General features: G+C 74.2%; 17 protein-coding genes. 5 read left to right on the top strand and 12 right to left on the bottom strand.

From position 1 onward, the window contains the following. The first annotated feature begins 80 nt into the window (after positions 1-80). The gene (locus rosag_RS21495; RefSeq protein ID WP_284352230.1) at positions 81-1,475 is read left to right on the top strand and encodes a serine hydrolase domain-containing protein; all 1,395 of its coding nucleotides are present in this window, start codon (positions 81-83) and stop codon (positions 1,473-1,475) included. 74 nt (positions 1,476-1,549) lie between these two features. Here the strand turns inward: rosag_RS21495 and rosag_RS21490 are convergent, their stop codons facing one another. From rosag_RS21490 to rosag_RS21465, 6 genes are all read right to left on the bottom strand, one after another. Continuing rightward, positions 1,550-1,972, bottom strand: a complete 423-nt coding sequence (locus rosag_RS21490; protein WP_284352229.1) for a DUF3597 domain-containing protein — start codon at positions 1,970-1,972, stop codon at positions 1,550-1,552. A gap of 78 nt (positions 1,973-2,050) precedes the next feature. Continuing rightward, positions 2,051-2,863 carry a hypothetical protein gene (locus rosag_RS21485; protein WP_284352228.1) on the bottom strand — a complete coding sequence of 271 codons (813 nt, stop codon included), beginning with the start codon at positions 2,861-2,863 and terminating at the stop codon, positions 2,051-2,053. 130 nt (positions 2,864-2,993) lie between these two features. Beyond that, positions 2,994-3,935, bottom strand: coding sequence for a TonB family protein (locus rosag_RS21480; RefSeq protein ID WP_284352227.1), 942 nt, complete (start codon positions 3,933-3,935; stop codon positions 2,994-2,996). Positions 3,936-4,082: 147 nt separating this feature from the next. Beyond that, the gene (locus rosag_RS21475) at positions 4,083-5,339 is read right to left on the bottom strand and encodes an SLC13 family permease (protein ID WP_284352226.1); all 1,257 of its coding nucleotides are present in this window, start codon (positions 5,337-5,339) and stop codon (positions 4,083-4,085) included. Then, the gene (locus rosag_RS21470) at positions 5,336-6,838 is read right to left on the bottom strand and encodes a class I adenylate-forming enzyme family protein (protein WP_284352225.1); all 1,503 of its coding nucleotides are present in this window, start codon (positions 6,836-6,838) and stop codon (positions 5,336-5,338) included. Before rosag_RS21470 ends, rosag_RS21475 begins: the two co-directional genes overlap by 4 nt. Before the next feature lie 5 nt (positions 6,839-6,843). Further along, entirely contained in the window at positions 6,844-8,421 is a 1,578-nt protein-coding gene (locus tag rosag_RS21465) for a M20/M25/M40 family metallo-hydrolase (RefSeq protein WP_284352224.1), read from the bottom strand. Positions 8,422-8,561: 140 nt separating this feature from the next. Here rosag_RS21465 and rosag_RS21460 point away from each other — a divergent pair, with 140 nt between their 5' ends. After that, positions 8,562-10,469, top strand: coding sequence for an amidohydrolase family protein (locus tag rosag_RS21460; RefSeq protein ID WP_284352223.1), 1,908 nt, complete (start codon positions 8,562-8,564; stop codon positions 10,467-10,469). Positions 10,470-10,485: 16 nt separating this feature from the next. Here rosag_RS21460 and rosag_RS21455 read toward each other — a convergent pair whose 3' ends face one another. Continuing rightward, complete coding sequence (locus rosag_RS21455) at positions 10,486-11,271, bottom strand: peptidoglycan recognition protein family protein (RefSeq protein WP_284352222.1); 786 nt, start codon at positions 11,269-11,271, stop codon at positions 10,486-10,488. 1 nt (position 11,272) lies between these two features. Continuing rightward, positions 11,273-12,577: a hypothetical protein gene (locus tag rosag_RS21450; RefSeq protein ID WP_284352221.1), complete on the bottom strand. Its 1,305-nt coding sequence runs from the start codon at positions 12,575-12,577 to the stop codon at positions 11,273-11,275. A 446-nt stretch (positions 12,578-13,023) separates the two neighbouring features. Here rosag_RS21450 and rosag_RS21445 point away from each other — a divergent pair, with 446 nt between their 5' ends. Continuing rightward, positions 13,024-15,225, top strand: a complete 2,202-nt coding sequence (locus rosag_RS21445; RefSeq protein WP_284352220.1) for an ATP-binding protein — start codon at positions 13,024-13,026, stop codon at positions 15,223-15,225. 78 nt (positions 15,226-15,303) lie between these two features. Here rosag_RS21445 and rosag_RS21440 read toward each other — a convergent pair whose 3' ends face one another. Further along, a complete protein-coding gene (locus tag rosag_RS21440; RefSeq protein WP_284352219.1) occupies positions 15,304-16,998 on the bottom strand; it encodes an amidohydrolase in 1,695 nt (564 codons plus the stop codon). 380 nt (positions 16,999-17,378) lie between these two features. On the opposite strand from rosag_RS21440, the gene rosag_RS21435 reads away from it, so the two are divergent. Next, entirely contained in the window at positions 17,379-18,281 is a 903-nt protein-coding gene (locus tag rosag_RS21435; RefSeq protein ID WP_284352218.1) for a tetratricopeptide repeat protein, read from the top strand. Here rosag_RS21435 and rosag_RS21430 read toward each other — a convergent pair. Beyond that, the gene (locus rosag_RS21430) at positions 18,271-19,368 is read right to left on the bottom strand and encodes an acetamidase/formamidase family protein (RefSeq protein ID WP_284352217.1); all 1,098 of its coding nucleotides are present in this window, start codon (positions 19,366-19,368) and stop codon (positions 18,271-18,273) included. The two genes, rosag_RS21435 and rosag_RS21430, sit on opposite strands and share 11 nt — an antisense overlap. A gap of 152 nt (positions 19,369-19,520) precedes the next feature. Between rosag_RS21430 and rosag_RS21425 the strand changes: the two genes are divergently transcribed. Next, positions 19,521-20,297: a PIG-L deacetylase family protein gene (locus rosag_RS21425; RefSeq protein WP_284352216.1), complete on the top strand. Its 777-nt coding sequence runs from the start codon at positions 19,521-19,523 to the stop codon at positions 20,295-20,297. A 94-nt stretch (positions 20,298-20,391) separates the two neighbouring features. On the opposite strand, the gene rosag_RS21420 is transcribed toward rosag_RS21425, so the two are convergent. Next, positions 20,392-21,846: a PQQ-dependent sugar dehydrogenase gene (locus rosag_RS21420; protein WP_284352215.1), complete on the bottom strand. Its 1,455-nt coding sequence runs from the start codon at positions 21,844-21,846 to the stop codon at positions 20,392-20,394. A 103-nt stretch (positions 21,847-21,949) separates the two neighbouring features. Beyond that, positions 21,950-25,096, bottom strand: a complete 3,147-nt coding sequence (locus rosag_RS21415; protein WP_345784873.1) for an efflux RND transporter permease subunit — start codon at positions 25,094-25,096, stop codon at positions 21,950-21,952. Between the last annotated feature and the right edge of the window lie 7 nt (positions 25,097-25,103).

The following is a 25,103-nucleotide window of genomic DNA, read 5'->3' as shown; positions in this document are numbered from 1 at the left end:
CGCGGCGCGAGGGGCGTACGGGCCGCACCGGCCCTCGCGGCCGTCGATGCACGAATCCGACCCTGCAGCCATAGATCCCGATGCCTCCTCGCTCCCTCCGCCTCGCCGCCACGCTCGCGCTGGCGGTCGCGCCACCCGTGCACGCGCTCCACGCCCAGCCGCCCGCCGCATCCCGGGACGCGCAGCGCTCCCTCGAGCAGGCGGTCGACTCCATCGTGCGCGCCGCCGGCAGCATCCCGATCGAGGGCATCGCGGTCGCGGTGACGCGCGGCGACGCGGTCGTGCTGGAGAAGGCGTACGGCGTCGCCGACCGGGCCCGCAACGCGAAGGCGACGCCCGCCACGATCTTCGAGGTCGGCTCGATCACGAAGCAGCTCACGGCGGCGGCCGTCGTTCGCCTCGCGGAGCAGAGGAAGCTCGGCCTCGACGACTCGATCGGCGCGCACCTGCCCGCGCTGGCCGACCGCGCGCGCGGCGTCACGCTCCGACACCTGCTGAGCCACACGTCGGGGCTCTCGCGCGCGTGGACGGTCGCGGACCTCACCGCGCCGTCGTCGCCGCGCACGGTGGTCGACAGCCTCGCGGCGCGCGCGGTGGAGTTCGCGCCGGGTGAGCGCTACGCGTACAACAACAACGGCTACATCCTGCTCGGCCTCGTCGTCGAGAAGGCGAGCGGCATGCCGTACGCCGACTACGTGCGCACCGCGTTCCTGCAGCCGCTCGGCCTGCGGTCGACGATGCCGTGCGACGCCGCACCCGCGGCGCGCCGCGCGGCCGGCTACGCGCACGCGACGCGTGGCCCGATCGCCGCGACCGTCGCGCCGTCACACCACGCGACCGTCACGTACTCCGCCGGCCTGCTCTGCTCGACCGCGGGCGACCTGGCGCGCTGGCAGCGCGCGCTCGCCACGGGCCGCGTCGTCAGCGCCGAGAGCTGGAAGGCGATGGCGACGCCCGTGACGCTCGCGTCGGGCCGCCCGGCGCGATACGGCCTGGGCGTGGAGATCGGCGCGGTGGACGGCCAGCGCTACCTCGCGCACGGCGGCGCCACGCCCGGCTTCCTCGGCGAGACGGCGTACCTGCCCGACTCCGCGCTCGGCGTCACGGTGCTGACGAACGGCGTGTACGCGGGGAGCATCGTCACGCGCCTCGTGCAGACGGTCGCGCGTCAGGCGCTGGGACTCGCGCAGCCCTCCATCGCCGACCTGCCCATGACCGCGGCCGAGCGCGCGCGCTTCGCGGGCACGTTCGACCTGGGGCCGGTGAAGCTGGAGGTGTACGAGCAGGGCGACCACCTGCGCGCGCAGCCGCCGGGCCAGGTGGCCGCGCGGCTGCTGCACCAGGGCGACGGCGTCTTCGTCGCCGAGCACGATCCGGCGCTGCGCTTCCGCTTCCAGGTCGAGGGCGAGCGCGCGGGCACGCTGGTGATCGAGCAGGGCGGCCGCGCGATGCCGCCGGCGAAGCGGAGCAGCTGAGACGTACGCACGAAGCGACGAGGGGGCGGATCGGCGACATCGCGATCCGCCCCCTCGTCGCTTCGCGCGCACGCTCAGTCCATCATGCTCGCGGGCACCTTGCCGCCGTTCTCGGCCATCTTCCGCATGACCTGCTTGTGCAGCCAGACGTTCATGGTCGCGGTGTCGCTCATGTCGCCCGTGTAGCCCAGCTCCTTCGCGAGCTCGCGCCGCTCGGCGAGGCTGTTCTCCATGCCGAGCAGCGACATCAGGTCGACGATCGAGTGGCGCCAGTTGCTGCGGTGGCTCTGCTTCGCGTCGAGCGCCTCCATGATCGCCTCGACGTCGACGGTCGCGGGGGCCGCCGTCGCGGCGGGTGCGGGCGTCGGTGCCGGCGCGGGAGCCGGCGCGGCGCCGGGCGCCGGGATCGGCGGCAGCGAGGCGGGCGGCAGCGGCGCCGCCTTCGCCTCGTTCGCGTGCCCGCGCAGCCTGTCCCACAGCTTGCCGAAGATGCTCATGCGTCGTCTCGTGGTGAGTGCAGCACGACGGGGCGGATCGGCCGCGTCGCCGATCCGCCCCGTCGCACCGTGATCGGCTCAGCGGCCCGGACGGTCCGTCGTGTCGCGGCCCGGCTGGCTCGCCGGATTGCCGTCCACGCGGTCCTTCATGTCGTCCACCGTGTCGGCAGCCTTGTCGGCCAGGCGACCACCCGCCGCACCGACGGAGCCCGCCGCACCGGCCACCGCACCCGTCGCGCGGTCGATCGGGCCCGCGTTGGACGCGCGCGCCGCCGAATCCGTGCTGTCGAGCCCCGGACGCGACGCCGGGTTGCCGTCGATGCGGTCCTTCATGTCGTCGAGCGCGTTGCCGACGCGCGCGCCGACGTTGCCCGCCATGCCGGCCATGCCCGAGGTCATGCCGCGGCCACGGTCGTACGCGTCGCGCGCGTACGGGCGCACCGACGTCCAGTCGCCGTGCTTCGCGGCGACGTCGTTCGTCCAGCCGCGCTGCAGGTCCGTCTCGACGTCGTCGAAGCTGCGGCCCGAGTAGTCCGGGTTGCGGCCCGCGAGGTGGCCGAGCTGGTAGGCCGGGCGCACGTCGTCGTAGCTGCGCGAGGTGCTGACGTCGGCCAGCTTGCTGCGCGTCGTGGTGTGGTGCTCCCGGTAGAACCGGTCGTCGTCGTCCGTGTAGTCGTGCACGCCTTCGGCGACCGAACGGCCCGCCCACCAGCCGCCGACCGCGCCGGCGAGGGCGCCGATCACCATGCCGACCGGGCCGCCGAGCGCACCGACCGCGGCGCCGGCCGCGATCCCGGCCGTACCGCCAACGCCTTCACCGACGAGGTTGCCGACGACGTTGCCGTCGTCCTTGCGCGGGTCGAGGTTGCTGCGCGAGTGGTCGTGAGACATCGGTCCTCTCCTGATGAGTAGGGGTGGGTCCTGCAGCCCCACACACAGGGCAAGCATCAGTCCGCGACGACAGACGGCCCGGCTCGCCGTGGCAGCCGAGCCGGGCCGTGTCGAGCGGTGCGGCGCGGCGTCAGTAGCGCGCGACGCGGAACACGAACGGCTGCCGCACCGTCAGGCCGACCGCGTGCGTGCGCAGCTGCGCCGGCACGAAGCGCAGCGACGGCAGCACGCCGCGCACCGCGTTCGTGAAGAGCGAGTCCGTGCTCTGCACGACGTGCAGCGACGCGAGATCGACGACGCCCGTGCTGTCGATGCGGAACTCCACCACCACGCGGCCGCCCGTGCGCGAGCGCTCCAGCGCGCGCGGATAGGACGGCAGCGGGTTGCTCACGAGCGGGATCGGCAGCACGTCCACCTGCGCGTGCGCGAACGCCGGCGTGAGCGCGGGCGCACCGCCGACGCCCAGCAGGTCGGGCAGCATCTCCTGCGCGTTCAAGCGCGTGAAGTCCTCGGGGCGCGACACGCCGCGCGAGGGATCGGGCGCGGAGGTGAGCACGCCCGCGACGAGCACCGTCGCCGCCTCGACGGCCGTCACGTCGGGCAGGACGAAGTCCGGGATCGGCGGGGGCGATGGCCGCGCGGTCACGGGCGCCTCGGGCGGGATCACTCCCGCCAACGCGTCGCCGGCGGCGGGCCGGCCGCCCGCCCCACCGCCGATCGCACCGCGACGCGCGCCCTCGCGCCCCGGCACCACGTACGCGCTCGGCGGACGCTCGCCGGCGCGCGCGAGGCCGCTGCCCGGTCCCTCGGCGATGCCGACCCAGTGGAGCCGCTCGCCGCCCTGCCCCGCGCCGACGCGGACGAGCTGCGTGACCGTCGCGTCGTCCGTGGCTTCGACGCCGGTGCCGGTCCCCCCGACGACCAGCGCGCCCACGAGGGCGGCGTGCGCGGTGAGGCTCACGACCGTGCCGGCGACCGGCACCGGGAGTGGGCGCGGCAGCGCCCGCACGTGGTGTAGCATCGGGACCTCGCTGGGGAGTCCGCCCGGCGGCGCCGACTCGGCGTCGTGCACGTCACGTATGGTGCAGGAGGCGCGCCGGCGCCAGAGCATTCGGTGACAGGGACGCCGGCAGCGCGCCGAGTCATCCCGACGAGCAGCCCCGCGCCCGCATCACGCGCTTCGAGCTCGACCGTCGCGACGCCGAGGTGGCGGCCGTCCTCAGAGCCGCGCCACCCACCCCGCGGCGAGCTGGCAGAGCAGCGCGCCCACGACGATCATCGACAGCCCCCACGTCAGCAGCTGGCGGAAGAGCGTGCGCTGCGCCGTGGGCTCGGCGAGCGTCGCGATGCAGAGCGCGCCGAGCGTGGACAGCGGCGAGACGTCGACGAGGTGCGAGCCGACGGCGATGCTGAGCGAGACCGCGAGCGGATCGCCACCGCCCGTCTGCCCCACGAGCGCGGACGCGGTGGGCAGGAAGGCGGGGATGACGACGCCCGAGGTGCTGCTCCACGCGGAGATGGCGCCGGTGACGAACGCGATGGTGCCGTCGAGCGTCGCCGGCGTGGCGAGGCGCGCGAGCAGCGCGGCGAACAGCGGGAGCCCGCCCGTCTTCTCCAGCAGCGCGACCAGCATCGACACGCCGCACACCATCACGATCGCGCTCCACGGGACGCGCCGCAGCGTCGCGGCCTCGTCGCCGAGGCGCGCGGCGATGAGCAGCGCCGCCGCCGCGCACGCGCTGGGGCCCAGCGGCCAGCGCCACGCGAGCAGCCCCGCGACCCAGGCGACGATCACGCACAGCGTGAGCCATCCCGTGCGGCCGAGCGGCGCCGCGTCCGTCGGCGCGTCGGTGCGCACGTCGGCGACGCCGGCGTCCGTCGCGCGCAGGCGCAGCAGCACGTAGGCGCACGCCGCGACCAGCGCGTGCGCGGCGGCGTTGGCGAGCCAGAGACGCGTCGCGTGGCCGCCCATGCCCGCCTTCGTCATCACGCCGTTGGCGACCACGCCGACCGCGCTCACCGGCGACAGGTTCCCCGCGTTCGCGCCGGTGCACACCATCAGCGCCGTGAGGAAGGGCGACACGCCCGCGCGCATCCCCGCGGCCATCGCCAGCGGCGCGACGAGGGCCACCGTCGGTACCGCGCCGGGCCCCAGCGACGAGAGCAGCGCGGCGCCCGCGAACAGGAGCCAGGGCAGCAGCCGCGCGTCGCCGCGCGCGAGCGTCACGACGCGCGTCGCGAGCGCGGCGAGCGTGCCGTTCGCCTCCGCCGCCGCGAACAGCAGCGTGACGCCGAGCAGCGTGACGAACAGCGAGCCGGGAAAGCCGCCGAGCACCGCCTCCGTGCCGAGCCCCGCGCCGAAGACGCCGGCGAGCCAGGCCAGCGCGACGGCGACGATGCCGACGTTCACGCGCGAGGTGAGCGAGAGGACGACCGCGCCGAGCAGGGCGACGAGCGCCCACGCGGCACCGCTCACGCGCCCTCCGCGGCAGCACCCGCCCACGCGGGCAGCAGGTGCTTCTGCACCTTGCCGAGCGCGGTGCGCGGCAGCGCGTCGACGCGCACGACGTCGACTGGAACCTTGAACGACGCGAGCGACGCGGCGCACGCGGCGCGCAGCGCGTCACCGTCGAACGGATCGTCCGCGACGACGTACGCCAGCGGCACCTCGCCCTTGCGTGCGTGCGGCGCGCCGACGACGACCGCCTCGCGCACGCCGGGCAGCTCCAGCAGCACGTCCTCGATCTCGCGCGGGTAGACGTTGAAGCCGCTCGAGATGATCAGGTCCGAGCCGCGCCCGCGCAGCGTCACGTAGCCGTCGGCGCCGCGCGCGCCCAGGTCGCCCGTGCGGAACCAGCCGCCCGCGAACGCCGCCTCCGTCGCGTCGGGGCGGTTCCAGTAGCCGGCGCACACCGTCGGCCCCTTCACCCACAGCTCGCCCGTCTCGCCCTCGGCCGCCGGCTCGCCGGACGCATCGAGGATCCGCACCGCCGTGCCGGGGAACGGGAAGCCGACGCTCCCGGCGCGCCGCTCGCCCGCGTACGGGTTGCCGATGGTCATCAGCGTCTCGCTCATCCCGTAGCGCTCGAGGATGCGCTGGCCGTACCTGGCCTCGAACGCCGCGTGCACGTGCGCGGGCAGCGGCGCGGAGCCGGACACGAAGAGGCGCGCCGCGGCGCCGACCTCGCGCGCGGTCGCGTCGTCCAGCTCCAGCAGCCGCACGTAGACCGCCGGCACGCCGAACACCAGCGTCGGGCGGAAGGCGCGCAGCACGTCGGCCGCGCGCGCCGCGTCGAAGCGCTCCTCGAGCCGCATGCGGCACCCGCTGGCGAGCCAGCAGTGCACGCCGTTCGCGAGGCCGTGCACGTGGAAGAGCGGGAGCACCGCCAGGTAGCGGTCGGCGGCGGTGATCTGCCAGCACGTCGTGAGCACCGCGGCGTTGGCCGCGAGGTTGTTGCGCGTCAGCATCGCGCCCTTCGCCTTCCCCGTCGTGCCCGACGTGTACACGAGCGCCGCGATCGCCTCGCCGTCCATCGGCACGACGAGCCGCCGGCCCGGGTCCGCGTGCGCCGCCGCCTCCGCGGCCAGCGTCGCGACGTCCCACCACGGCGTGCCCGCGGGCAGGTACGCCGCGCGGTCGGCGGTCGTGACGACGACCTTCGGCGCGGAATCGGCGACGAGGTGCGCCACCTCGCGCTCGCGGTAGAGCGCGTTCATGGGCACCGCGATCACGCCCAGCCGCACGCAGGCGAGGAAGAGGTCGAGCAGCTCCAGCCGGTTCGGCAGGAAGAACGCGAGCCGGTCGCCGGCGACGAAGCCGCGCGCCGCCAGAAGTCGAGCCGTCGCGTCGGCGCGCGCGTCGATCTCCCCGAAGGTGAGCACCGCGGGCGACGCGGGATCGCGCGTCGCGTCCTCCAGCCCGACGGCGCCGGCGCGGCCGACGAGCGAGAGGTCCAGCAGCTCCTGCAGCGACATGACGGTCAGGCGAGCGCGTAGAACAGCTCGACGAACGAGCGCGCCGCACCGTCCATCCCCGCGACCTTCGGGTTCGCGGGCTCCACGACCCAGTACTCGTCGGGCGCGTGCGCGCCGCCGCCGTGCCCCATGCCGAACTGCCCCGCCGCGAGCTTCAGCGGCGCGGCGGTGAACGTCGCGCCCGGCCACGAGCCCGCGAGCCGCGGCCAGAGCAGCGGCTCGACGCCGACCTTGCGGTAGGTCGCGGCCATCGCCTTCACGAGGCGCGAGTCGGCGGGCGTCTCGGTGGGATCGTAGCCGCCGGTCATGTTGACCTCGACGTCGCCGAAGCCCTGCTTCGCGAGGTGCGCCTTCAGCTTCGCGAGCGCCTCCTTCGCCGTCATGTCGGGCACGAGGCGCATGTCGATCTTCGCGATCGCGCGGTGCGGCAGGATCGTCTTGCCGCCGGGCCCCGTGTAGCCGCCCACCAGCCCCTCGATGTTGATGGTCGGCTGCGAGGCGAGGCGCACGAGCGACTCGCGCCACGGCTCGTCGGCGATCCACCGCGACACGCCGAGCGATCGCTTCGCGCTCTCCTCGCTGCGCTTCGGGATCGCGGCGTCGAGGATGCGGCGCTGCTCGGCCGTCAGCGGCCGCACGTTCTCGAAGAAGCCCTCGACCGCGGGCGTGTGCCCGTCCGCCTTCACGAGCGTGTTGAGCGCCTGCACGAGGTGCCACACGGGGCTGTCGACCTGCGCGGCGAGACTCGAGTGCACGTCCTTCGTGGGCCCGCGCCCCCACTTCTCGCCCGACGCCACGAGCTCCAGCTCGACCACACCCTTGGCGCCGAGGTTGATCTGCACGGAGCCGTCGGGATCCTGGTTGCCGAGCGGGATGATGATCCCGACGCACTTCTTCAGCGCGGCCTCGACCTCCGGCTTGAAGACGATCTGCCGGAAGTTCGGCGAGCCGATCTCCTCCTCCCCCTCGCAGATCAGCACGAGGTTCACCGGCAGCTTCGTGTTCGCCGCGCGGAAGGCGTGCAGCGCCGCGAGGCAGGCCATCTGCGGCCCCTTGGAGTTCGTCGCGCCGCGCCCGACGAGCACCTTTCCGAGCCCCGCCTTCTCGACGATGCGCCCCTCCAGCGGCGGCGCGCTCCACTCGGCCGGGTCGTACTGCTTGACGTCGTACATCATGTAGATCGCCAGCCACGTGGGCGCGCCCGCGTCGAGCGTCGCGAAGACGCCGCTCTTGCCCGCGGTCGGCACCACCTCGACGTGCTGGAAGCCGGCCTCGCGCGCGAGGCGCGCCATGTGCTCGGGCCCCTGCGGGTAGTTGCGGTCCTCCGCGGCGATGGACGGCAGCGCGATCCACTCGCGCAGGCGTCGCAGCGTGTCGTCGTGCTGCGCGGCGACCTGCGCGAGGACGGCCGCACGGTCCGCGGCGACGGCGGGCATCGCACCGGGCATCGCGGCCAGCGGCGCGGACAGGCCACCCATGGCGAGCAGCGCGGCGCTGGCGGCCGCGCCGTGGACGAACTCGCGGCGGGTGACGGGAGCGGGCGTGTCGGCGAAGCCGGAGTCGGTGGGATCGGCAGGGTGCATGTCTGGATCCGGTCGGGTACGCGGGCGGGCTCGGGAGCGGCAGCGAAGATGGACACGGGACCGCCGCGTCGCCATCGCGTGCGCCGGCCAGTAGCTTCGCATGCCGTCGCCACCACCCTTTCCCGCCCGGAGCCGCCGCGATGCCCGCCATGCCCGCCGTCGTCACGAACGCGCCCGACACCGTGCGCCACGTCGTGCTGAACCACGGCCGCCCCGCCGGCGAGATGCTGGTCGTGCGCGACGGCGACTCGCTCGTCGTGCACTACCACCACATCGACCGGAACCGCGGCGCGCGCAACGAGACGCACTACCGCCTCGCGCCCGACGGCCGCGTCGTCGCGGGCACGGTGTGGCAGCTCCCGCTGAACGAGCCGGACGCGCCGCGCCGCGCGCCCTCCGATCGCTTCGAGATGACGCGCGACTCGCTGGTGTGGGGCGCGACGGACCGCACGCGGCGCGCGGTGGCGCTGTCACCCGGGCTCACGTACCGACTCGGCGGCGGCTCGCCGCTCGACAACGCACTCGTCGCGCGCGCCGCGCTGGCGCGTCCCGACCGCTCGCTGCGGCTGCCGGGCGCGGGCAGCGTGCGCGCGGACATCGTCGGCGACACGACGCTCAGCGTCGGCGGACGGCGCGAGCGCCTGCGGCTGGTGATGCTGCACCGCGGCGCCGGCGCGCCGAGCGCGCTCTGGCTCGACCAGCGCGGCGAGCTCGCGGTCACGGGCGTCGGCTGGTTCATCACCGTGCGCCGCGGCTTCGAGTCCACGCTCCCCGCGCTGCGCCGCATCGAGACGCGGTGGCGCGATGCGCAGGGCGCCGCCCTGGCCCGCTCCGTCGCGCCGCCGGCGGCCGAGGCGATCGCGATCGTCGGCGGCGACGTCTTCGACAGCGAGCGCGGCATCGTGCGGCCGCGCGCGACGATCGTGGTCCGCGGCGACCGGATCGTCGCCGTCGGCCCGGCCGACTCGGTCGCCGTCCCCGCCGGCGCGCGCACGGTGGACGCCACGGGCCGCACGGTGATCCCCGGCATGTGGGACATGCACACGCACGCGCAGCTCACGAGCCAGTCGAGCAGCGCGCCCGCACAGCTGGCCGACGGCATCACCACCGTACGCGATCTCGCGGCCGACCTCGACGTCGCCGTCTCGCACCGCGACCGCGCGAACGCGGGGACGATCCTCGCGCCGCGCTTCGTGCTCGCGGGCTTCATCGAGGGGCCGCTGCGCTGGGCGGGGCCGAGCGAGGTGCTGGTCGCCACCGAGGCGGAGGCGCGGGCGTGGGTCGCGCGCTACGACTCGCTCGGGTACCGGCAGATCAAGGTCTACAACGTGGTGCATCCCGACCTCGTGCCGACCATCGCGGAGGAGGCGCACCGGCGCGGCCTGCGGCTCAGCGGCCACGTGCCGCGCGGCATCACCGTGCCCACCGCCGTCCGCCTCGGCTTCGACGAGATCAACCACGCGGCGTTCCTGTTCTCGACCTTCTACCAGGACTCCCTCTACCTGCCAATGCGCGCCTACTCGGCCGTCGCCGCCGCGGTGGCGCCGCGCATCGACGTCGAGGGCGCGCCGATGACCGAGATGATCGCGCTCTTCAAGGAGCGCGGCACCGTCATCGACGGCACGTTCAACCTCTGGATGTCGGCGCGGAATCCCGGCGCGCCGCCCGACTCGCTCGCGAAGCGGGCGGACGCGAACTACCTGCGCCTGCTGCGCCGCCTGTACGACGCGGGCGTGACGCTGGTCGCGGGCACCGACGGCAGCAGCTACAACGACGAGCTGGAGCTGTACGAGCGCGCCGGCATCCCCGCGCCCGAGGTGCTGCGCATCGCGACCATCGTCGCCGCGCGCGTGATGAAGGACGACCGCGACTACGGCAGCATCGCCGCCGGCAAGGTCGCGGACCTCGCGATCGTCGACGGGAAGCCGCACGAGCGCGTGGCGGACCTGCGGAAGGTGCGGCAGGTCATGCGCGCGGGCCGGCTGTACGAGCGGCAGCGGATCGTCGACGCGCTGCGCCCGGCGCGGCAGGCGGACGCGTCACACTGACGCACCGGCGCGCCGCCTACCGCAGCTGATCGAGCGCGAGCCAGGTCTTGGGCCCGACGATGCCGTCGGGGACCATGCCCTTGCCGCGCTGGAAGTCGCGCACGGCCGCCTCCGTCTTCGGGCCGAAGGGACCGGGCGGCGCGATCCCGAGCTTCGCCTGCAGCGCGTGCACGTGCTCGCCCTCGTCGCCGCGTCGCAGCGTCGGGCGGCCCTTCCCGGTGGGCTCCGCGCGCGGAATGATCGGCGGCGGCGGCGCGGCGCCGCCGAGGATCGCGGCGACGTTCTGGCGGAACGCGTGCATGTCGAGGCCCGGATCCGACTTCCGGCCCGCCGGCAGCGCCCACTCGGCGTGCCCGCAGCACGACGCGGCCGTGCGGCCCACGAACGCGAGGATCGCCGCCACGCCGCGGTGGTACGCGTCGAGCTGGATCGGCGGCCACGGATCGTCTCGCCGCCCCGAGTTCTCGGCCTCGATGCCGATGAAGCTCGAGTTGCCCGTCTCGATCCCGTTCCACGCGCCGCGCCCCGCGTGGTTCGCCTTGCCGGACGCGATGACGAAGTAGGTCCCGTCGCGCCCGAGGCCGAGCTGCGACAGCGGGCCTGGCAGGTCGTCGCGCCCGCGGATCAGCAGTCCGAGCGTGGGCATGACCTTCGTGCGGTCCGGCGTCGCCGTGTAGTGGCAGATGACGCCGCGGATCGGGCCCATGGTGTCGCTGCCGCGCGTCTCCCAGCCGGGCTGGCGTGCGACCTTGAGCCCCGCGCCCTCGAGGACGTCCGGAAGCCAGTGCAGTCGTGGCGACATGTCAGGCGACGCCTCCGGTGGATTCGGGCAGCTCCTCGTCGGCGGTGTGGGCCTCGTCAGTCCGGCGATCCCTGGTGAGCACGTTGCACCCGTCGAAGTCGAGCTCCTCCTCCGGGGCCGGCGGCTGCTCGGCCACGGGCGCGGGCTGCTCGGCCACGGGCGCGGGCGGCGCGGCGGGCGTGGCCACGCCTGCTCCCACCGGCGGCGCCTGCGCGCCCACGCGCTGCGCCGCGATGCGCTCGCGGTCCGCCGCGCTCTGGCGGTCCTCCGATCCCTCCTCGGGGCTCTTCTCGCGCGGCTTCACGGTCGAGCGGATGACCATCACCTTGTTCAGCACGTCGAACCAGAACGGCGCGCCGAGGGACGCGGCGAAGGCGGTGATGAGCAGGCCGACGATCGGCGCGAAGAGGTCGTTCCACCACTGGTCGGGGCTCATGATGTCGGCCCACACTGCCCGAGCGGTGGCGCGCGGCGTCGGGCGCGGTGCGCCCCAGCCGATGTCCCACCCGATGGGCAGCTGCAGCGAGTCGAGCGCGGCCCGCGCGCGCAGGTAGCGCGTCGAGTCCCCGCCCTTCAGGAGCGACGAGTCCCGGGCCGCCGCCTCGGCCCGCGCCACGAGGGCGGCGCGCGCCTCGTCGTTGCGGTACAGGTAGTCCGCGATCGTGATCGTGTTGATGTTGAGCCCCACGGTCACGATGAGCGCGATGACGAGGACGACGTTCTGCGTGCCGCGCTTGTACGCGCCCGACACGCGGTCCATCCCGCTGTCGAACCACGCCGCGAGGTTGGCGACCGCGCGGTCCAGGTCTCCCTGCGCGGTGTCGATGGCCGTCAGCAGCACGCGCTGCACGTACGCGTTCTCGAGGTTGACGACGTTGGCGCGCACCTCCGCCAGCGACAGCACCGGCGAGGCCGAGCTGGCGCCGCTGCCCTGCTGCGTCACCGGGCCGCGCGCGGCGAGGTCCATGAGCGCCAGCGCGAAGTTCCGCGACGGGATGTACGACGGCAGCCCGGTGCCGCGCGCGAGCGCGAAGGGACGGTGCCGGCTCGCGCCCGGCGTGTAGCGCCCCGCGTACAGCGAGTAGATCAGCGGGTGCGTGTAGACGCTGCGCGCGAGGCCGACGGCCTGCTCGTCGTGCAGCAGCTCGCGAATCCCCTGCTCGAGGAAGGCGGCGCGGCTCTTGAGCCACGCCTCGAGCCCCTCGCGGATCGTCGAGCAGATCACGCTCACGAGGAAGAAGACGAGGATCAGCCCGACCGCCACGTCCAGGATCTTGGAGCCGAACATCGCGATGCGTTCTCCCATGGCGGCGCGGGCCGCAGGCAGGAGGGGCGCGCTGGCGCTCCGCGGTGCGTCACGCGGAGGAGCGAGGCTGCGGGCCGTGCGCTACCGGCGTCGCCGTCGTCGGCGCATCGCGGCGGTGCGGAGGGTCCTGCGCACGCGATCGCGCGCGTCCGGGGACGCGCGGTCTCCATGCGCCCGGCCGCGCGATCGGGTGCGTCACCACGCGATCAGCGGCCTGTCGAGCACGGGTTGGAGGTGCGGTGCCATTCTGCGCTCGACCGGACGCGGCGTCAATAGTGCCCGGGCATGCGCCCGCGTCGCGCGTCGCACGAGAATCGTGCGTCCATGCGCTCGACGTGCGCGCCGGTGGTCGGCACCTTGCGCGAGCGCCCGTGCGCGCCCGGATCGTACCGCGCCCACGCGGACGGTCGGCCCCGACGTCGGGCCCGACCGTGTCCTCCTTCACCATGAGTCGTCCCCTGCAGCCGAGCAGCCCGCGCGCGCCCCTGTGGGGCGGACGGATCGCCGTCGCGGCGTCGTTCGCGATCCTCGCCGCGTTCGCGCTGCCGACGCGCCATCCCGGCGAGTCGCCCGCGGTGTCGCGGCTGTTCGCGACGGCCTTCCTCCCGATCTACTGGATGGCCGCCGCCCTCGCGCTGCAGGCGTCGCGGACCGGCGCGCTCGATGACGCGGGCGCGCGCGGCTGGCGCCGGATCGCCGCCGCCTACGCGATGCTCGCGGTCAACAACCTCCTGTTCGTCTTCGCGCGGCACGTCGCGCCCTTCCCCGGCGCCGGCCTGCTCGTGGCGGTGGTCGTGCCGCTGCTCTGGTACGCGGCGATCTTCGCGGGGCTGGCGCGCCTGACGCGCGCGATGGAGACGGCGCTGGAGCGCGCCACCTTCTGGCTCGACTCGGCGACGGTGCTCGTCAGCGGCCTGCTGATCCTGCTCTACGTGTTCGCGCACACGCCCGGCGAGAGCTCGCTGGCGTCGCCCGTGAAGGCGCTCACCACGATCGGCTTCCCCGCGCTGAACGGCGCCGTGATCTTCGCCGCGATCGTCGTGGTCCTGCGCCCGGGCCGCGGCGTGGCGCGCGACGCCGTCGGGCTGCTCGCCGCCGGCGTCGCGCTGACCGTGGTCGGCGATCTCGCGTACGGACGCGCCGCGGCGGCCGGCGTGCACCGGCCGGGCATCTGGTACGAGCCGCTGTACCTGCTCGCCGGCTGCCTCGCCGTGGCATCGGCGCAGCTGCAGCGCGAGCGTCCCGGGCGCGACGACGCGCGCGCGTTCGCGCTCGGCCCCGCGCGCTCCAGCATCCTCCCCTACGGCGCGGTGCTCGGCGCGGTCGTCGTGGTGATCCTCGAGGTCGGCGACCGGTGGCAGACGACGCTCGGGCGCATGGTCGTCGGCGCCGTCGCGCTGACGGGCCTCGTGATGGCGCGCCAGCTGCTGGCGCGCCGGCACCTGATGGCGCTCGCCGCGGCGGAGCAGGCGCGGCTCACGCGGCAGCGCGCGCTCGAGGTGCAGCTGCAGCAGGCGCAGAAGCTGGAGGCGGTGGGCCTGCTGGCGGGCGGGATCGCGCACGACTTCAACAACATCCTCACCGCCATCCGCGCGAGCGCGGAGCTCGCGGCGACGTCGGGCACCGCCGGCCGGCAGGACATGGAGGACATCGTGCGCGCGGTCGACCATGGCGCGTCGCTCACGCGGCAGCTGCTGGCGTTCGGGCGGCGCGACGCGGTGCAGCTGCAGCGCTTCGACCTGCGCGCCGTGGTGCACGGGATGGACGCGATGCTGCGGCGCGTGGTGACCGGCGAGATCGTGCTGCGCGTGTCGCTGCCGTCCGGCGCCGTGCCGGTGGAGATGGACCGTGCGCAGCTGGAGCAGGTGCTGCTCAACCTCGCGATCAACGCCCGCGACGCGATGCCCGACGGCGGCACGCTCGCGATCACCGTCGGGACCACCGTGCGCGACGCGCCGACGGCGGTGCTGGAGGCCGGGCGCTACGCGACGCTCGAAGTGCGCGACACGGGCCACGGCATGACGCCCGACGTCATCGCGCGCATCTTCGAGCCCTTCTTCACCACCAAGCCGCGCGGGCGCGGCTCGGGGCTGGGGCTGTCGACCGTGTACGCGATCGTCTCGCGCGCGGGCGGCACGATCGACGTCGCGAGCACGGTCGGCACGGGGACGACGTTCACGGTGCTGATCCCGCTCGCCGCGGCGCCGGAGGGCGACGCGGGTCCGGAGTCGCTGCCGGCCACGCCCGCCGCGCCGTCCGCCGCGCCCGCGTCGCGCGAGGTGGTGCTGGTGGTCGACGACGAGGCGGCGATCCGCCAGCTGGTGCTGCGGTACCTGACGGGGAACGGCTACACCTGCATCGCCGCCGCCGACGGGGCCGAGGCGCTGGAGCATCTCGCGTCGCCGGGGCCGCGCGTCGACCTGCTCCTGACCGACCTGACGATGCCCGGCATGAGCGGCCGCGTGCTCGTGGAGCGGGCGCGCGCGCTCGACCCCGCGCTGCGCGTCATCTGCATGTCGGGGTACGCCGAGCGCGAGGCGGCGGCGGGCGACGGCGCGGTGCCGGCGGCGCACTACATCGAGAAGCCGTTCAGCCTCAGCGCCCTCGGGCGTCTGGTGCGGGCGACGCTGGACGCGCCGGCGGCGTGACGGCCGCGCGGGTGTGAACGCGAAGGCCCCGCCGAATCGGCGGGGCCTTCGTCGTCGGGGCAGCAGTCAGCGCCGGTCTCAGGGCACCGTGGGCGTCTTCACCGTCGGGTACGTGACGCCGAGCTGCTCCAGGTACGTCCGGTACTTCTTCGCGTCGTAGTAGTACTTCCGCATCTCCGGCCGGTACTGCGCCATGATGTCGGCGTTGAGCCAGATGGGCGGCTGGTCCGTCGCGGCGATGAACGGCTTGTACTTGACCGTCTTCGTCTGCACGTCGTTGAAGTACGACCAGGCGTCGGTGACGATCTGCGGCGTCATGAGGATGTCCAGCATGGTCATCGCCTGCACCTTCGCGCCGGCCACCACGCCCTTGTGCGCGATCGGCGTCGCCATCGCGATCGAGTTCGCCCAGTTGTGGCCCGGCGTCCCCGGGATGTTCGACGGGTAGCGCAGCGTGATCGTGGGGACGTTCCAGCTCACGTCGCCGATGTCGTCAGAGCCGCCGCCCATGCGCGTCGCCTCGTTCACGGGCCCGCCGAGGCGACCGGGCCGCTTGCTCAGCCCACTGTCGGGCGAGCCGAGCTCGCGCTGCAGCGCCTTCGCCAGCTGCTGGTCCTTCTCGTCCCACGCCGGCATGCCGACGGTCTGGATGTTCTGGTACATCGCCTCGGCGATGGGGCGGTTGAAGTGTCCGCTCCAGCCCGAGCCGATCATCTGGATCGTGTCGACCTGCGTGTTCGTGAGCATCGCCGCGCCCTGCGCCATCGTCTTCGCGGCCTCGAACAGCGCCAGCGTCTTCGGGTAGTCGCGCTCGCGGAAGTAGAACCAGATGCTCGCGGTGCTCGGCACCACGTTGGGCTGGTCGCCGCCGTCGGGGATGACGTAGTGCGAGCGCTGCGGCAGCTCGAGGTGCTCGCGCTTCATGTCCCAGCCCATGCCCAGCATCATCACGGCGTCGAGCGCGCTGCGCCCGCGCCACGGCGCGCCGGCCGAGTGGGCGCTGGAGCCCTTGAACTTGAAGAGCGCGGAGATGAGCGCGTTGCTGCTCGACTGGCCCCACGACACGCCGAGGTCGTTGCTGACGTGCGTGAAGAGCGTGACGTCGACGTCCTTGAACACGCCCGCGCGCACGAGGAACGCCTTGCCGGCCATCTGCTCCTCGGCCACGCCGGGCCAGAGGACGAGCGTGCCCGGGAGCTTCTCGCGCTGCATGATCTCCTTCACCACCAGCGCCGCGGCGACGTTGAGCGGCATGCCCGAGTTGTGCCCCTCGCCGTGCCCGGGCGCGCCCTGCACGGTGATGGGATCGCGGTAGGCGACGCCCGGCTTGCTGGTGGCCTGCGGGATCCCGTCGATGTCGGAGCCGAGCGAGATCACGGGCTTGCCCGAGCCCCACCTCGCCACGAAGGCGGTGGGAATGCCCGCGACGCCACGCTCCACCTTGAAGCCGTTCTGCTCCAGGATGCCCGTCAGGTACTTCGACGTCTCGACCTCCTGGAAGCCGAGCTCTCCGTAGGAGAAGACCTGGTCGACCATCTCCTGGATCAGCTTCGCCCGCTCGTCGATCTTCTTCGCCGCCTCGGCCTTGAGCGCCGCGAGGCGGGCGTCGGTCGGGTAGCGGTACTTGATGGAGTCCGCGGCGGTGGCGCGCGCGGAGTCGCGCTGCGCGGCGGCGGCCCGGGGCGCGAGCGCCAGTGTGGCGAGCGCGGCCAGCGCGCAGGCGGGAAGGGCCGCGGCGGCGAGACGCCGGGCGAGGGTGGGGCGAGGAGGCAAGCGGGCTCCTGGTCGGCGGTGGCGGGCGGGCGGGACGGCGCGTCGCGGGCACGACGGCGTCCCGGCACTCCTGACGCGGGGAGTACGCAGAGCCACGGCGCGGTGCTGACCGGGCGCTGACCGGGCGCTGACCGGGGCCGACGCGTCGAGCCCGCCGGTCCCCCCGAATAGACACCGGCCGTCATCGGTATGGACAGCTCGCCACGTTGCGGGCGCGTAGGGGCCCGCAACCCCGGGTACGTCGCCTGCCCTCTCCAGGGTGATGGCAGGCGCGGATCCGCGGTGCGCGACGTCAGGTCGCGCCCAGCCGTCCGGCGTGCACGGCCACCCGCGATCGTCCCCTTCCCCGAGAACGGCAGGCGTCCATGCACCGCTCTCCGATGTCCGCGCTCGTGCTCCTCGCCGCCCTGGCGGCCTGCTCCACGGGTGACGCGACCACGGACGCCGCGCCCCTCGCGAAGGACTCCGCGCTCGTCGCGCGCCTCGCGCCGGCGCCGGTACGGCCCGCGCTCCCGGAGGTGTGCGGCGCGGTGCCCGCCGCCGCACAGCCGGCCGCCGCGAGCATGTCGCGCGCGGAGGATCTCGCGCACCGCGCGTACGCCGCGGAGGCGCTCGGCGACCCCGAGGCGGCGCGGGCGCTGCTGCGCCGCGCGTCGGACCTCGACGGCACGAACGAGTCGGCCGTCTACCACCTGGGCCGCGTCACCGAGGCGCTGGGCGACCGGCCGGCCGCGGTCGCGGCGTACTGCCGCTTCCTCGCGCTGACCCCGACGGCGGCCGAGGCAGATGAGGCGCGCCAGCGCGTGGCGCGGCTGTCGCAGCCGGAGACGCACGTGGCGACGGCGAGCGAGCGCGAGCCGGCGGCCACGGCGCGCGCACGGGCGAAGGCGTCGCGACGCGGGACGCGCGCGCGGGCGGCCGTCGCGCGCACCGTCGCGCACCGCACGGTGGAGGCGGCGCCGGCTCCGCCCGCTGCCACGACCGACGCGGCGGTCGCCCACGGCGTGGCGGACACCGTGTCCAGCGGCGAGGTGGTCGCCACCACGAGCGCGCCGGAGCCGATCGGTCAGCCGGCGACCACGGCCCGCACGAGCGGCGGCGGTCCGAGCCGCGCGCAGCGTGCCGGCATCGGCGCGGCGGCGGGCGCGATCATCGGCGCGGTGACCGGCCGCAGCGTGAAGGGCGCGCTCATCGGCGCGGCGGCCGGCGGGATCGTCGGCACGGCGACGGGCGGCGGGCGCGCGGGGCGCGGCATCCGGTCCTCGATGCGGCCTACCGCGTGAAGAGTCCCTTCGGGATCATGACGTGCGCGCCCATCGTCCCGTCGACGAGCTGCGTGATGCGCACGTCGCACGCGGTGCTGACCAGCATGTAGGCGTCCTCGCTCGTCATGCGCTTCACGTCCGCGAGGAGCGCGATCGCCTCGCGGACGGCGATCTTGGTGGCGGTGGTGAGGTTGCTGTCCGCGCCCATCGCGATCCAGTGCGTCGGCGTCTCGCCGCGCGGCCAGGTGAGCTTCATGTCCCTGCGCACGACGAGCTGCAGCCGACCGCGGAGCGCCGTCTCCAACGCCGTGATGTCGACCTCCCCGTCGCCCTGCGCGGCGTGTCCGTCGCCGACGTGCAGCAGCGCGCCGCGCACGTGGACGGGGATGTACAGGATGGTGCCCTCGACGAGCTCCTTGTTGTCGAGGTTCCCCGCGTGCATCCCCGGCGGCGCGCTGTGGATGCGCCCCTGGGTGGGAGGCGGTGCGACGCCGACGCTGCCGAAGAACGGGCGCAGCGGGATCTCGATGCCGAGGCTGTCCGAGAAGCGACCGACCATGCGGCGCCGATCGAGCGGCACCACCCGCGAGCGCGAGGTGCCCGGGAAGTCCTCGGGCAGGAAGCCGCTGCGCGGGCCGAACGAGTTGCACGCGAAGGGAAGGTCGAGGCGCACGGACGCGAAGCGCACCTCGAGCACGTCGCCCGGCTCGGCCCCCTCGACGAAGATCGGGCCGGTGAGCACGTGGCCGCCGGGCCCGCGGCGCAGCGTCGAGTCGCGCACGGCGGCCTGGATGCCGCGGATCGCCGGCTCGATGGTGCCCGAGTCGGCACCGGGCTGCAGGAGGCGCGTGCCGCACGTCGAGACCGTGCCGATCTCGACGACGTCGCCCGACGCCACGCGCAGCGCCGGGGCGGCCGCGGGATCGTAGCCGCCGAACACCACGGTGGTGGGCGACGGCATCAGCACGTGCACGCGCCCCGCAGGCTGGCGCTCCCAGGCGACGCCGGATGGCACGGGCGTCGGCTGCGGGCCCGAACGGGACGCGGCGCCGGCGCCGCATGCGGCGAGCGCCGCGAGGGAGAGGAGCACGAGCGCGCGCGACATGGGCGGAGGATGAGTACGGGCGTGAGTGCGGACGGATGGCCGTTCGGCCGCGAATGCGGCAGGTGGAAGATGCGCGGCGCGCGCGCGCCGCGCCCGGAGCCACCGGGGCCGCGCCCGCGATAGATTCGCCGCGCCACCCACCTCTCCCCGCCATGCACACACGCGCCGTACTCCCTGCCCTCGCGGGCCTCGCCGTGCTCGCGCACGGAGCGCCCGCGCAGGAAGCCGCGCCGCCGCGCACCATCCTCGCCATCGGCGCGCACGCGGGCGACATGGAGCTCACCACGGGCATGCTCCTCCTCAAGGCGCGGCAGCAGGGCGCGCGCGTCGTGCTCCTGCACCTCACCCTCGGCGAGGGCGGGAACGCGCGGCTCGCGCCCGAGGCCTACGGCGCGCAGAAGCGCCGCGAGGCCACCGCCGTGGCCGGGGCGATGGGCGCCGAGGTGCGCTTCGGGCCGTGGAAGGACGGCGAGCTGCCGAATGACGACGAGGCACGCCGCTGGGTGGCGGACGCCATCCGCGACGTGCGCCCGACGCACGTCGTCACGCACTGGCGCGAGAGCATCCACAAGGACCACGCGGCCACGCACGCGGTGGTGAAGGACGCCGTGCTGCTCGCGTCGCTGGCGGGCGTGCGCACCGCGCATCCGCCGCACCGCGGCGTGCGCAGCGTGTGGTACGCCGAGAACTGGGAGGACGCGGACGGGTTCCGGCCGTACGTCTACGTCGACGTCACCGGCGTCGTGCCGCGCTGGCGCGAGGCGGTCTCGCGCTACGAGTTCGTGGGCGGGACGATCGCGTCGTTCTCGTACCTCGACTACTACACCGCGCTCGCCACGGTGCGCGGCGCCGAGGCGCGCAAGGGACAGGCGGTGGCGTTCGAGATCGACCCGCTGGGGAAGAGGCGCGTGCTCGACGGATTGCCCTAGCGTCTGCGTCTGCGTCAGCGACGCGGCGCATCGCGCGCCCCGGTGCGGGCGGGACGCGTCCCGCCCGCACCCGCGCGCGACAGCCGCCGTCGGATCACTGGATCGGATCCGTGATCCGGAGGATGGTGCCGGTCGTGCCGCTGGGCCCGAGGATGCGCGACGCCGTCACGTAGACCTCGCCCGCGCGGTCGGTGCCGAACCCCTTCACGAAGTAGCCGATGGGGTCCGTGCCGTTCACGCGCAGCTCGTGGATGGTCCACAGCGGGAAGCCGTGCATCTCGGAGGCGAAGAGCCGCCCGCTCCCGGCGGGCTGGCGCTGCGTCGCCGCGCTGCCGAACACGTACAGGTCGCGCAGCGCGTGCACGTCCTCGCCGTGGTAGACGACGCCGCCCACGACCGTGAGCCCGAGATCGCCGCCGAGCGGGTTCTTGCTGTTCGGGAACTCGATCACCGGGTTGCGCAGCGGCTCGCCCGTCGTGGGATCCACGGTCGGACAGGTGGCCGGCACCACCGTCGGCGCCTCGGCGTCGAAGCAGTGCGTGCCCTCCTTCACGTTCCAGCCGTAGTTCGCGCCGCGCTCGGCGACGCTCACCTCCTCCCACAGCTCCTGCCCCGCGTCGCCGACGAGCAGCGTCCCACCGTGCTTCGTGTCGAACGCGAAGCGGTACGGGTTGCGGAAGCCGTAGGCCCAGATCTCGTCGAGCCCCGGACGGCCGACGAACGGATTGTCCTGCGGGATCGCGTACGGCGCGCCGCGGTCGACGTCGATGCGCAGGATGTTGCCGAGCAGGTTCTGCGTGATGTCCTGGCCGTTGCCGCCGGCGTTGTCGGGATACCAGTCCGGGACGTGGCCGAGCGGGTTGTCGTCGTCGCGCCCCCCGCCGTCGCCGATCGAGATGTAGAGATAGCCGTCCGGTCCGAAGGCGACCGTGCCGCCGTTGTGGTTCGCCTGCGGGTGGTCCACCTGCAGCACGATGCGCTCCGAGCCCGGGATCACGCGCGGCACCTCGTCCGTCATGATCTTGTTCGTGTTGGACCCGGTGGCGACGTCCGCGCGGTACTCCGCGATCGTGATCGTGTTGTTGTAGCCCGCGACGCGCGGCGGCGCCGTGTAGAACACGAAGAAGCGCCCGTTCTTCCGGAAGTCCGGGTGGAACGCGAGGCCCAGCAGCCCGCGCTCGTCGCCGTTGGGGTTGAGCGTCACGAGGCGGCTGCGCACGTCGAGGAACGGCTGCGGCAGCAGCGCGTCGTTCTCGTCGATCATGCGGACGAACCCGATCTGATCGACGACGAACCGGATCCCGATCTTGTCGGGCTGCACGAGCTGGATGGGCGAGACGAGCCCGGTGGCCACAACCTCCAGCCCGATGGGAATGATCGCGCCCATCGGGCTCGGCCCGATGTTGTTCGCGGTGCTCACTGCCGCGCCCTGGCCGCTCTGACGCTGCAGGCTGGGCGCGGTCGGGCCGGCGCCGCCCTGCGGGACGTCATCGGCGCAGGCGGCGAGAAGCAGACAGGGGACGACGACGTAGGAGAGCTGCCAACGCATCGGAACCTCCCGGGCTCTGGAATACGGATCGGGCGAGCACGGTGAGGACGGCGCGACGCGCGACTGCATTCCCGGCTGGGGTCGTCTCCGACGATCGCGGGGCTCAGGATGCGCTCGGCGCCACGGACGCGCGGCGGAGCGCACGCTCCTTCCACAGCGAGTACACCGCGGGAATGACGACCAGCGTGAGCACGGTGCTCGTGACCATGCCGCCGACCATCGGCGCCGCGATGCGCTTCATCACGTCCGCGCCCGCGCCGGCCGACCAGAGGATGGGCAGCAGGCCCGCCATGATCGCCGTCACGGTCATCATCTTCGGCCGCACGCGCTCGACCGCGCCGTGCGCGACGGCCGCGTCCACGTCCTCGCGCGTGCGCAGCTCCCCCGCCGCCTCCCGGTCGCGGTAGGCGTGGTCCAGGTAGAGCAGCATGATGACGCCGGTCTCCGCCGCCACGCCTGCGAGCGCCACGAAGCCGACGGCGGTCGCCACGCTCTGGTTGTAGCCGAGCAGCCAGAGGAGCCACACGCCGCCCACCAGCGCGAACGGGAGCGACAGCATCACCAGCGCGCTCTCGGCCGCGCTGCGGAAGCTCGCGTAGAGCAGCAGGAAGATCACCGCGAGCGTCGCCGGCACGACGAGCTTCAGCCGGCGCTCCGCGCGCTCCATCGCCTCGAACTGCCCCGACCACTCCAGGCGGTAGCCCGGCGGCAGGCGCAGCTCGCGCGCGAGCAGCGCGCGCGCCTCGTCCACGTAGCCGCCCACGTCGCGATCGCGCACGTCCACGTAGACGACGTCGTTCAGCTGGGCGTCCTCGGACTTGATGAGCGTCGCGCCGCGCACCACGTCGACGCGCGCCAGCTGCGCGAGCGGCACCTGCGCGCCGGACGGCGTGGACACGAGCACGCCGCGCACGGCCTCCGGGTCGCCGCGCAGCGCACGCGGATAGCGCACGAGCACCGAGTAGCGCTCGCGCCCCTCGAGCACCTGCCCGGCCGGGGCGCCGCCGACGGCCGCGGCGAGCGCGGTCTGCACCTCGCCCGTCGTGAGGCCATGGCGCGCCGCCGCCTCGCGGCCGACCACCACGTCCAGGTACCGGCCGCCCACGGTCCGCTCGGCGAACACGGCGGCCGTTCCGGGCACGCGCGGGAGCACGCGCTCGATCTCCTGCGCCACCCGGTCGAGCGTCGCGGGGTCGGGCCCGAACACCTTGATGCCGACCGGCGTCTTGATCCCCGTCGCGAGCATGTCGAGTCGGTTCCGGATCGGCATCGACCACATGTTCGCGACGCCGGGCGTCCTCACGCGGCGGTCGATCTCCGCCAGCAGCGAGTCGCGCGTGACGCCCGCGCGCCATGCCGACTGCGGCTTCAGGAGCACGGTCGACTCGATCATCGACATCGGCGCCATGTCCGTCGCCGTCTCGGCGCGTCCGACCTTGCCGAGCACCATCGCGACCTCGGGGATCGCGGCGAGCGCGCCGTCGCGCTGGCGCAGGATCGCCTTCGCCTGCTCCACGCCCACGCCCGGCGCGAGCGACGGCATGTCCATCACGCTCCCCTCGTCCAGCGGCGGCATGAACTCGGAGCCGAGCCGCATCCACGGCACGATCGTCAGCGCGAGCAGCGCCGCGGCGACACCGACGGTCGCCCAGCGGTGCCGCAGCACGAGCGCGATCACGGGCCGGTACGCGCGGACCAGCGCGCGGTTCACGGGGTTCGCGGCCTCGGGCTTCACGCCGCCGCGGATGAGGAGCCCCATGAGCACCGGCACGAGCGTCACCGAGAGGAGCGCGGCCGCGGCCATCGCCAGCGTCTTCGTCCACGCGAGCGGATGGAAGAGCCGCCCCTCCTGCGCCTCGAGCGCGAAGATGGGGAGGAACGACACCGTGATCAGCAGCAGCGAGACGAAGAGCGACGGCCCCACCTCGCCGGAGGCGTCGCGCACGAGCCGCCAGCGCTCCTCTGCGGAAGGCGCGCCCGTGTGCCCGCGGCGCTCCAGGTGCTTGTGGTAGTTCTCGACCATCACCACGGCCGCGTCGATCATCGCGCCGATGGCGATCGCGATCCCGCCCAGGCTCATGATGTTCGCCGACAGGCCGAGCGCGCGCATCGCGAGGAACGCGATGAGGATGCCCACCGGCAGCGTGACGATCGCGACCAGCGCGCTGCGCACGTGCAGCAGGAAGAGCACCGTCACCGCGGCGACGATCAGCGACTCCTCGACCAGCTTCTCGCGCAGGTTCGCGACTGCGCGGTCGATGAGGCTCGAGCGGTCGTAGCCCGCCACGAACGTCACGCCGCGCGGCAGCGCCGACTCCAGCGTCGCCATGCGTGTCTTCACGCCGTCGATCACGTCGCGCGGGTTCCCGCCGTAGCGCATGACGACGAAGCCCGTCACGACCTCGCCGCGCCCGTTCAGGTCCGCGATGCCGCGCCGCAGCTCCGGCCCGAGCTGCACGGTCGCCACGTCGCCGACCGTCACCGGCACGCCGGCGGGCCCGGTCGCGAGCGCCACGGCGCGCAGGTCGTCGAGCGACGCGAAGCGCCCGCGGCCGCGCACCACGTACTCCGTGCCGCCCATCTCGAGCACGCGCCCGCCGACGTCCGCGTTGGACGCCTGCACCGCCGCGACGATACGCGACATCGACAGACCGTACGCCAGCAGCCGCGTCGGATCGACCTCGATCTGGTACTGCTTCTCGAAGCCGCCGAGCGACGCGATCTCGGCCACGCCCGGCACCGCGGTGAGCGCGGGCTTCACGGTGAAGTCCTGCAGCGCGCGCAGGTCGGCGAGGCTCAGTCGCCCCGTCGTGTCGGCGAGGATGTACTGCATCACCCAGCCGACGCCGGTCGCGTCAGGCCCCATCATCGGCATCGCGCCGTCGGGGAGCCGCTCGCGCGCCGCGTTCAGGTACTCGAGCACGCGCGAGCGCGCCCAGTAGAGGTCCGTGCCGTCCTCGAACACCACGTACACGGCGGAGAGGCCGAACTGGCTCATCCCGCGCACCACCTTCGTGCGCGGCACCTTCAGCAGCTCGGTCGAGAGCGGATACGTGACCTGGTCCTCGACCAGCGCCGGCGCCTGCCCCGGCCACTCGGTCATCACGACGACCTGCACGTCGGAGAGGTCGGGGATCGCGTCCACGGGCGTGCGCAGCGCCGCCCACGCGCCCGCGACCGTGAGCACCGCGGTCACGGCAAGCACGAGACGCGCGTGCCGCACCGACCACGCGATCACGCCGCGGAGGATGTGCGTC

Source organism: Roseisolibacter agri, from assembly GCF_030159095.1.
In the GTDB taxonomy this organism is placed as follows: Bacteria; Gemmatimonadota; Gemmatimonadetes; order Gemmatimonadales; family Gemmatimonadaceae; genus Roseisolibacter; species Roseisolibacter agri.
This window is presented reverse-complemented; position numbering and strand designations above follow the sequence as displayed.

Excerpts from the sequence above, each read along its gene's own strand:
- rosag_RS21495 (WP_284352230.1), top strand. The coding sequence starts at position 81 with ATGCCTCCTCGCTCCCTCCGCCTCGCCGCCACGCTCGCGCTGGCGGTC.
- rosag_RS21490 (WP_284352229.1), bottom strand. The coding sequence starts at position 1,972 with ATGAGCATCTTCGGCAAGCTGTGGGACAGGCTGCGCGGGCACGCGAAC.
- rosag_RS21485 (WP_284352228.1), bottom strand. The coding sequence starts at position 2,863 with ATGTCTCACGACCACTCGCGCAGCAACCTCGACCCGCGCAAGGACGAC.
- rosag_RS21470 (WP_284352225.1), bottom strand. The coding sequence starts at position 6,838 with ATGTCGCTGCAGGAGCTGCTGGACCTCTCGCTCGTCGGCCGCGCCGGC.
- rosag_RS21465 (WP_284352224.1), bottom strand. The coding sequence starts at position 8,421 with ATGCACCCTGCCGATCCCACCGACTCCGGCTTCGCCGACACGCCCGCT.
- rosag_RS21460 (WP_284352223.1), top strand. The coding sequence starts at position 8,562 with ATGCCCGCCATGCCCGCCGTCGTCACGAACGCGCCCGACACCGTGCGC.
- rosag_RS21455 (WP_284352222.1), bottom strand. The coding sequence starts at position 11,271 with ATGTCGCCACGACTGCACTGGCTTCCGGACGTCCTCGAGGGCGCGGGG.
- rosag_RS21450 (WP_284352221.1), bottom strand. The coding sequence starts at position 12,577 with ATGGGAGAACGCATCGCGATGTTCGGCTCCAAGATCCTGGACGTGGCG.
- rosag_RS21445 (WP_284352220.1), top strand. The coding sequence starts at position 13,024 with ATGAGTCGTCCCCTGCAGCCGAGCAGCCCGCGCGCGCCCCTGTGGGGC.
- rosag_RS21435 (WP_284352218.1), top strand. The coding sequence starts at position 17,379 with ATGTCCGCGCTCGTGCTCCTCGCCGCCCTGGCGGCCTGCTCCACGGGT.
- rosag_RS21430 (WP_284352217.1), bottom strand. The coding sequence starts at position 19,368 with ATGTCGCGCGCGCTCGTGCTCCTCTCCCTCGCGGCGCTCGCCGCATGC.
- rosag_RS21425 (WP_284352216.1), top strand. The coding sequence starts at position 19,521 with ATGCACACACGCGCCGTACTCCCTGCCCTCGCGGGCCTCGCCGTGCTC.
- rosag_RS21420 (WP_284352215.1), bottom strand. The coding sequence starts at position 21,846 with ATGCGTTGGCAGCTCTCCTACGTCGTCGTCCCCTGTCTGCTTCTCGCC.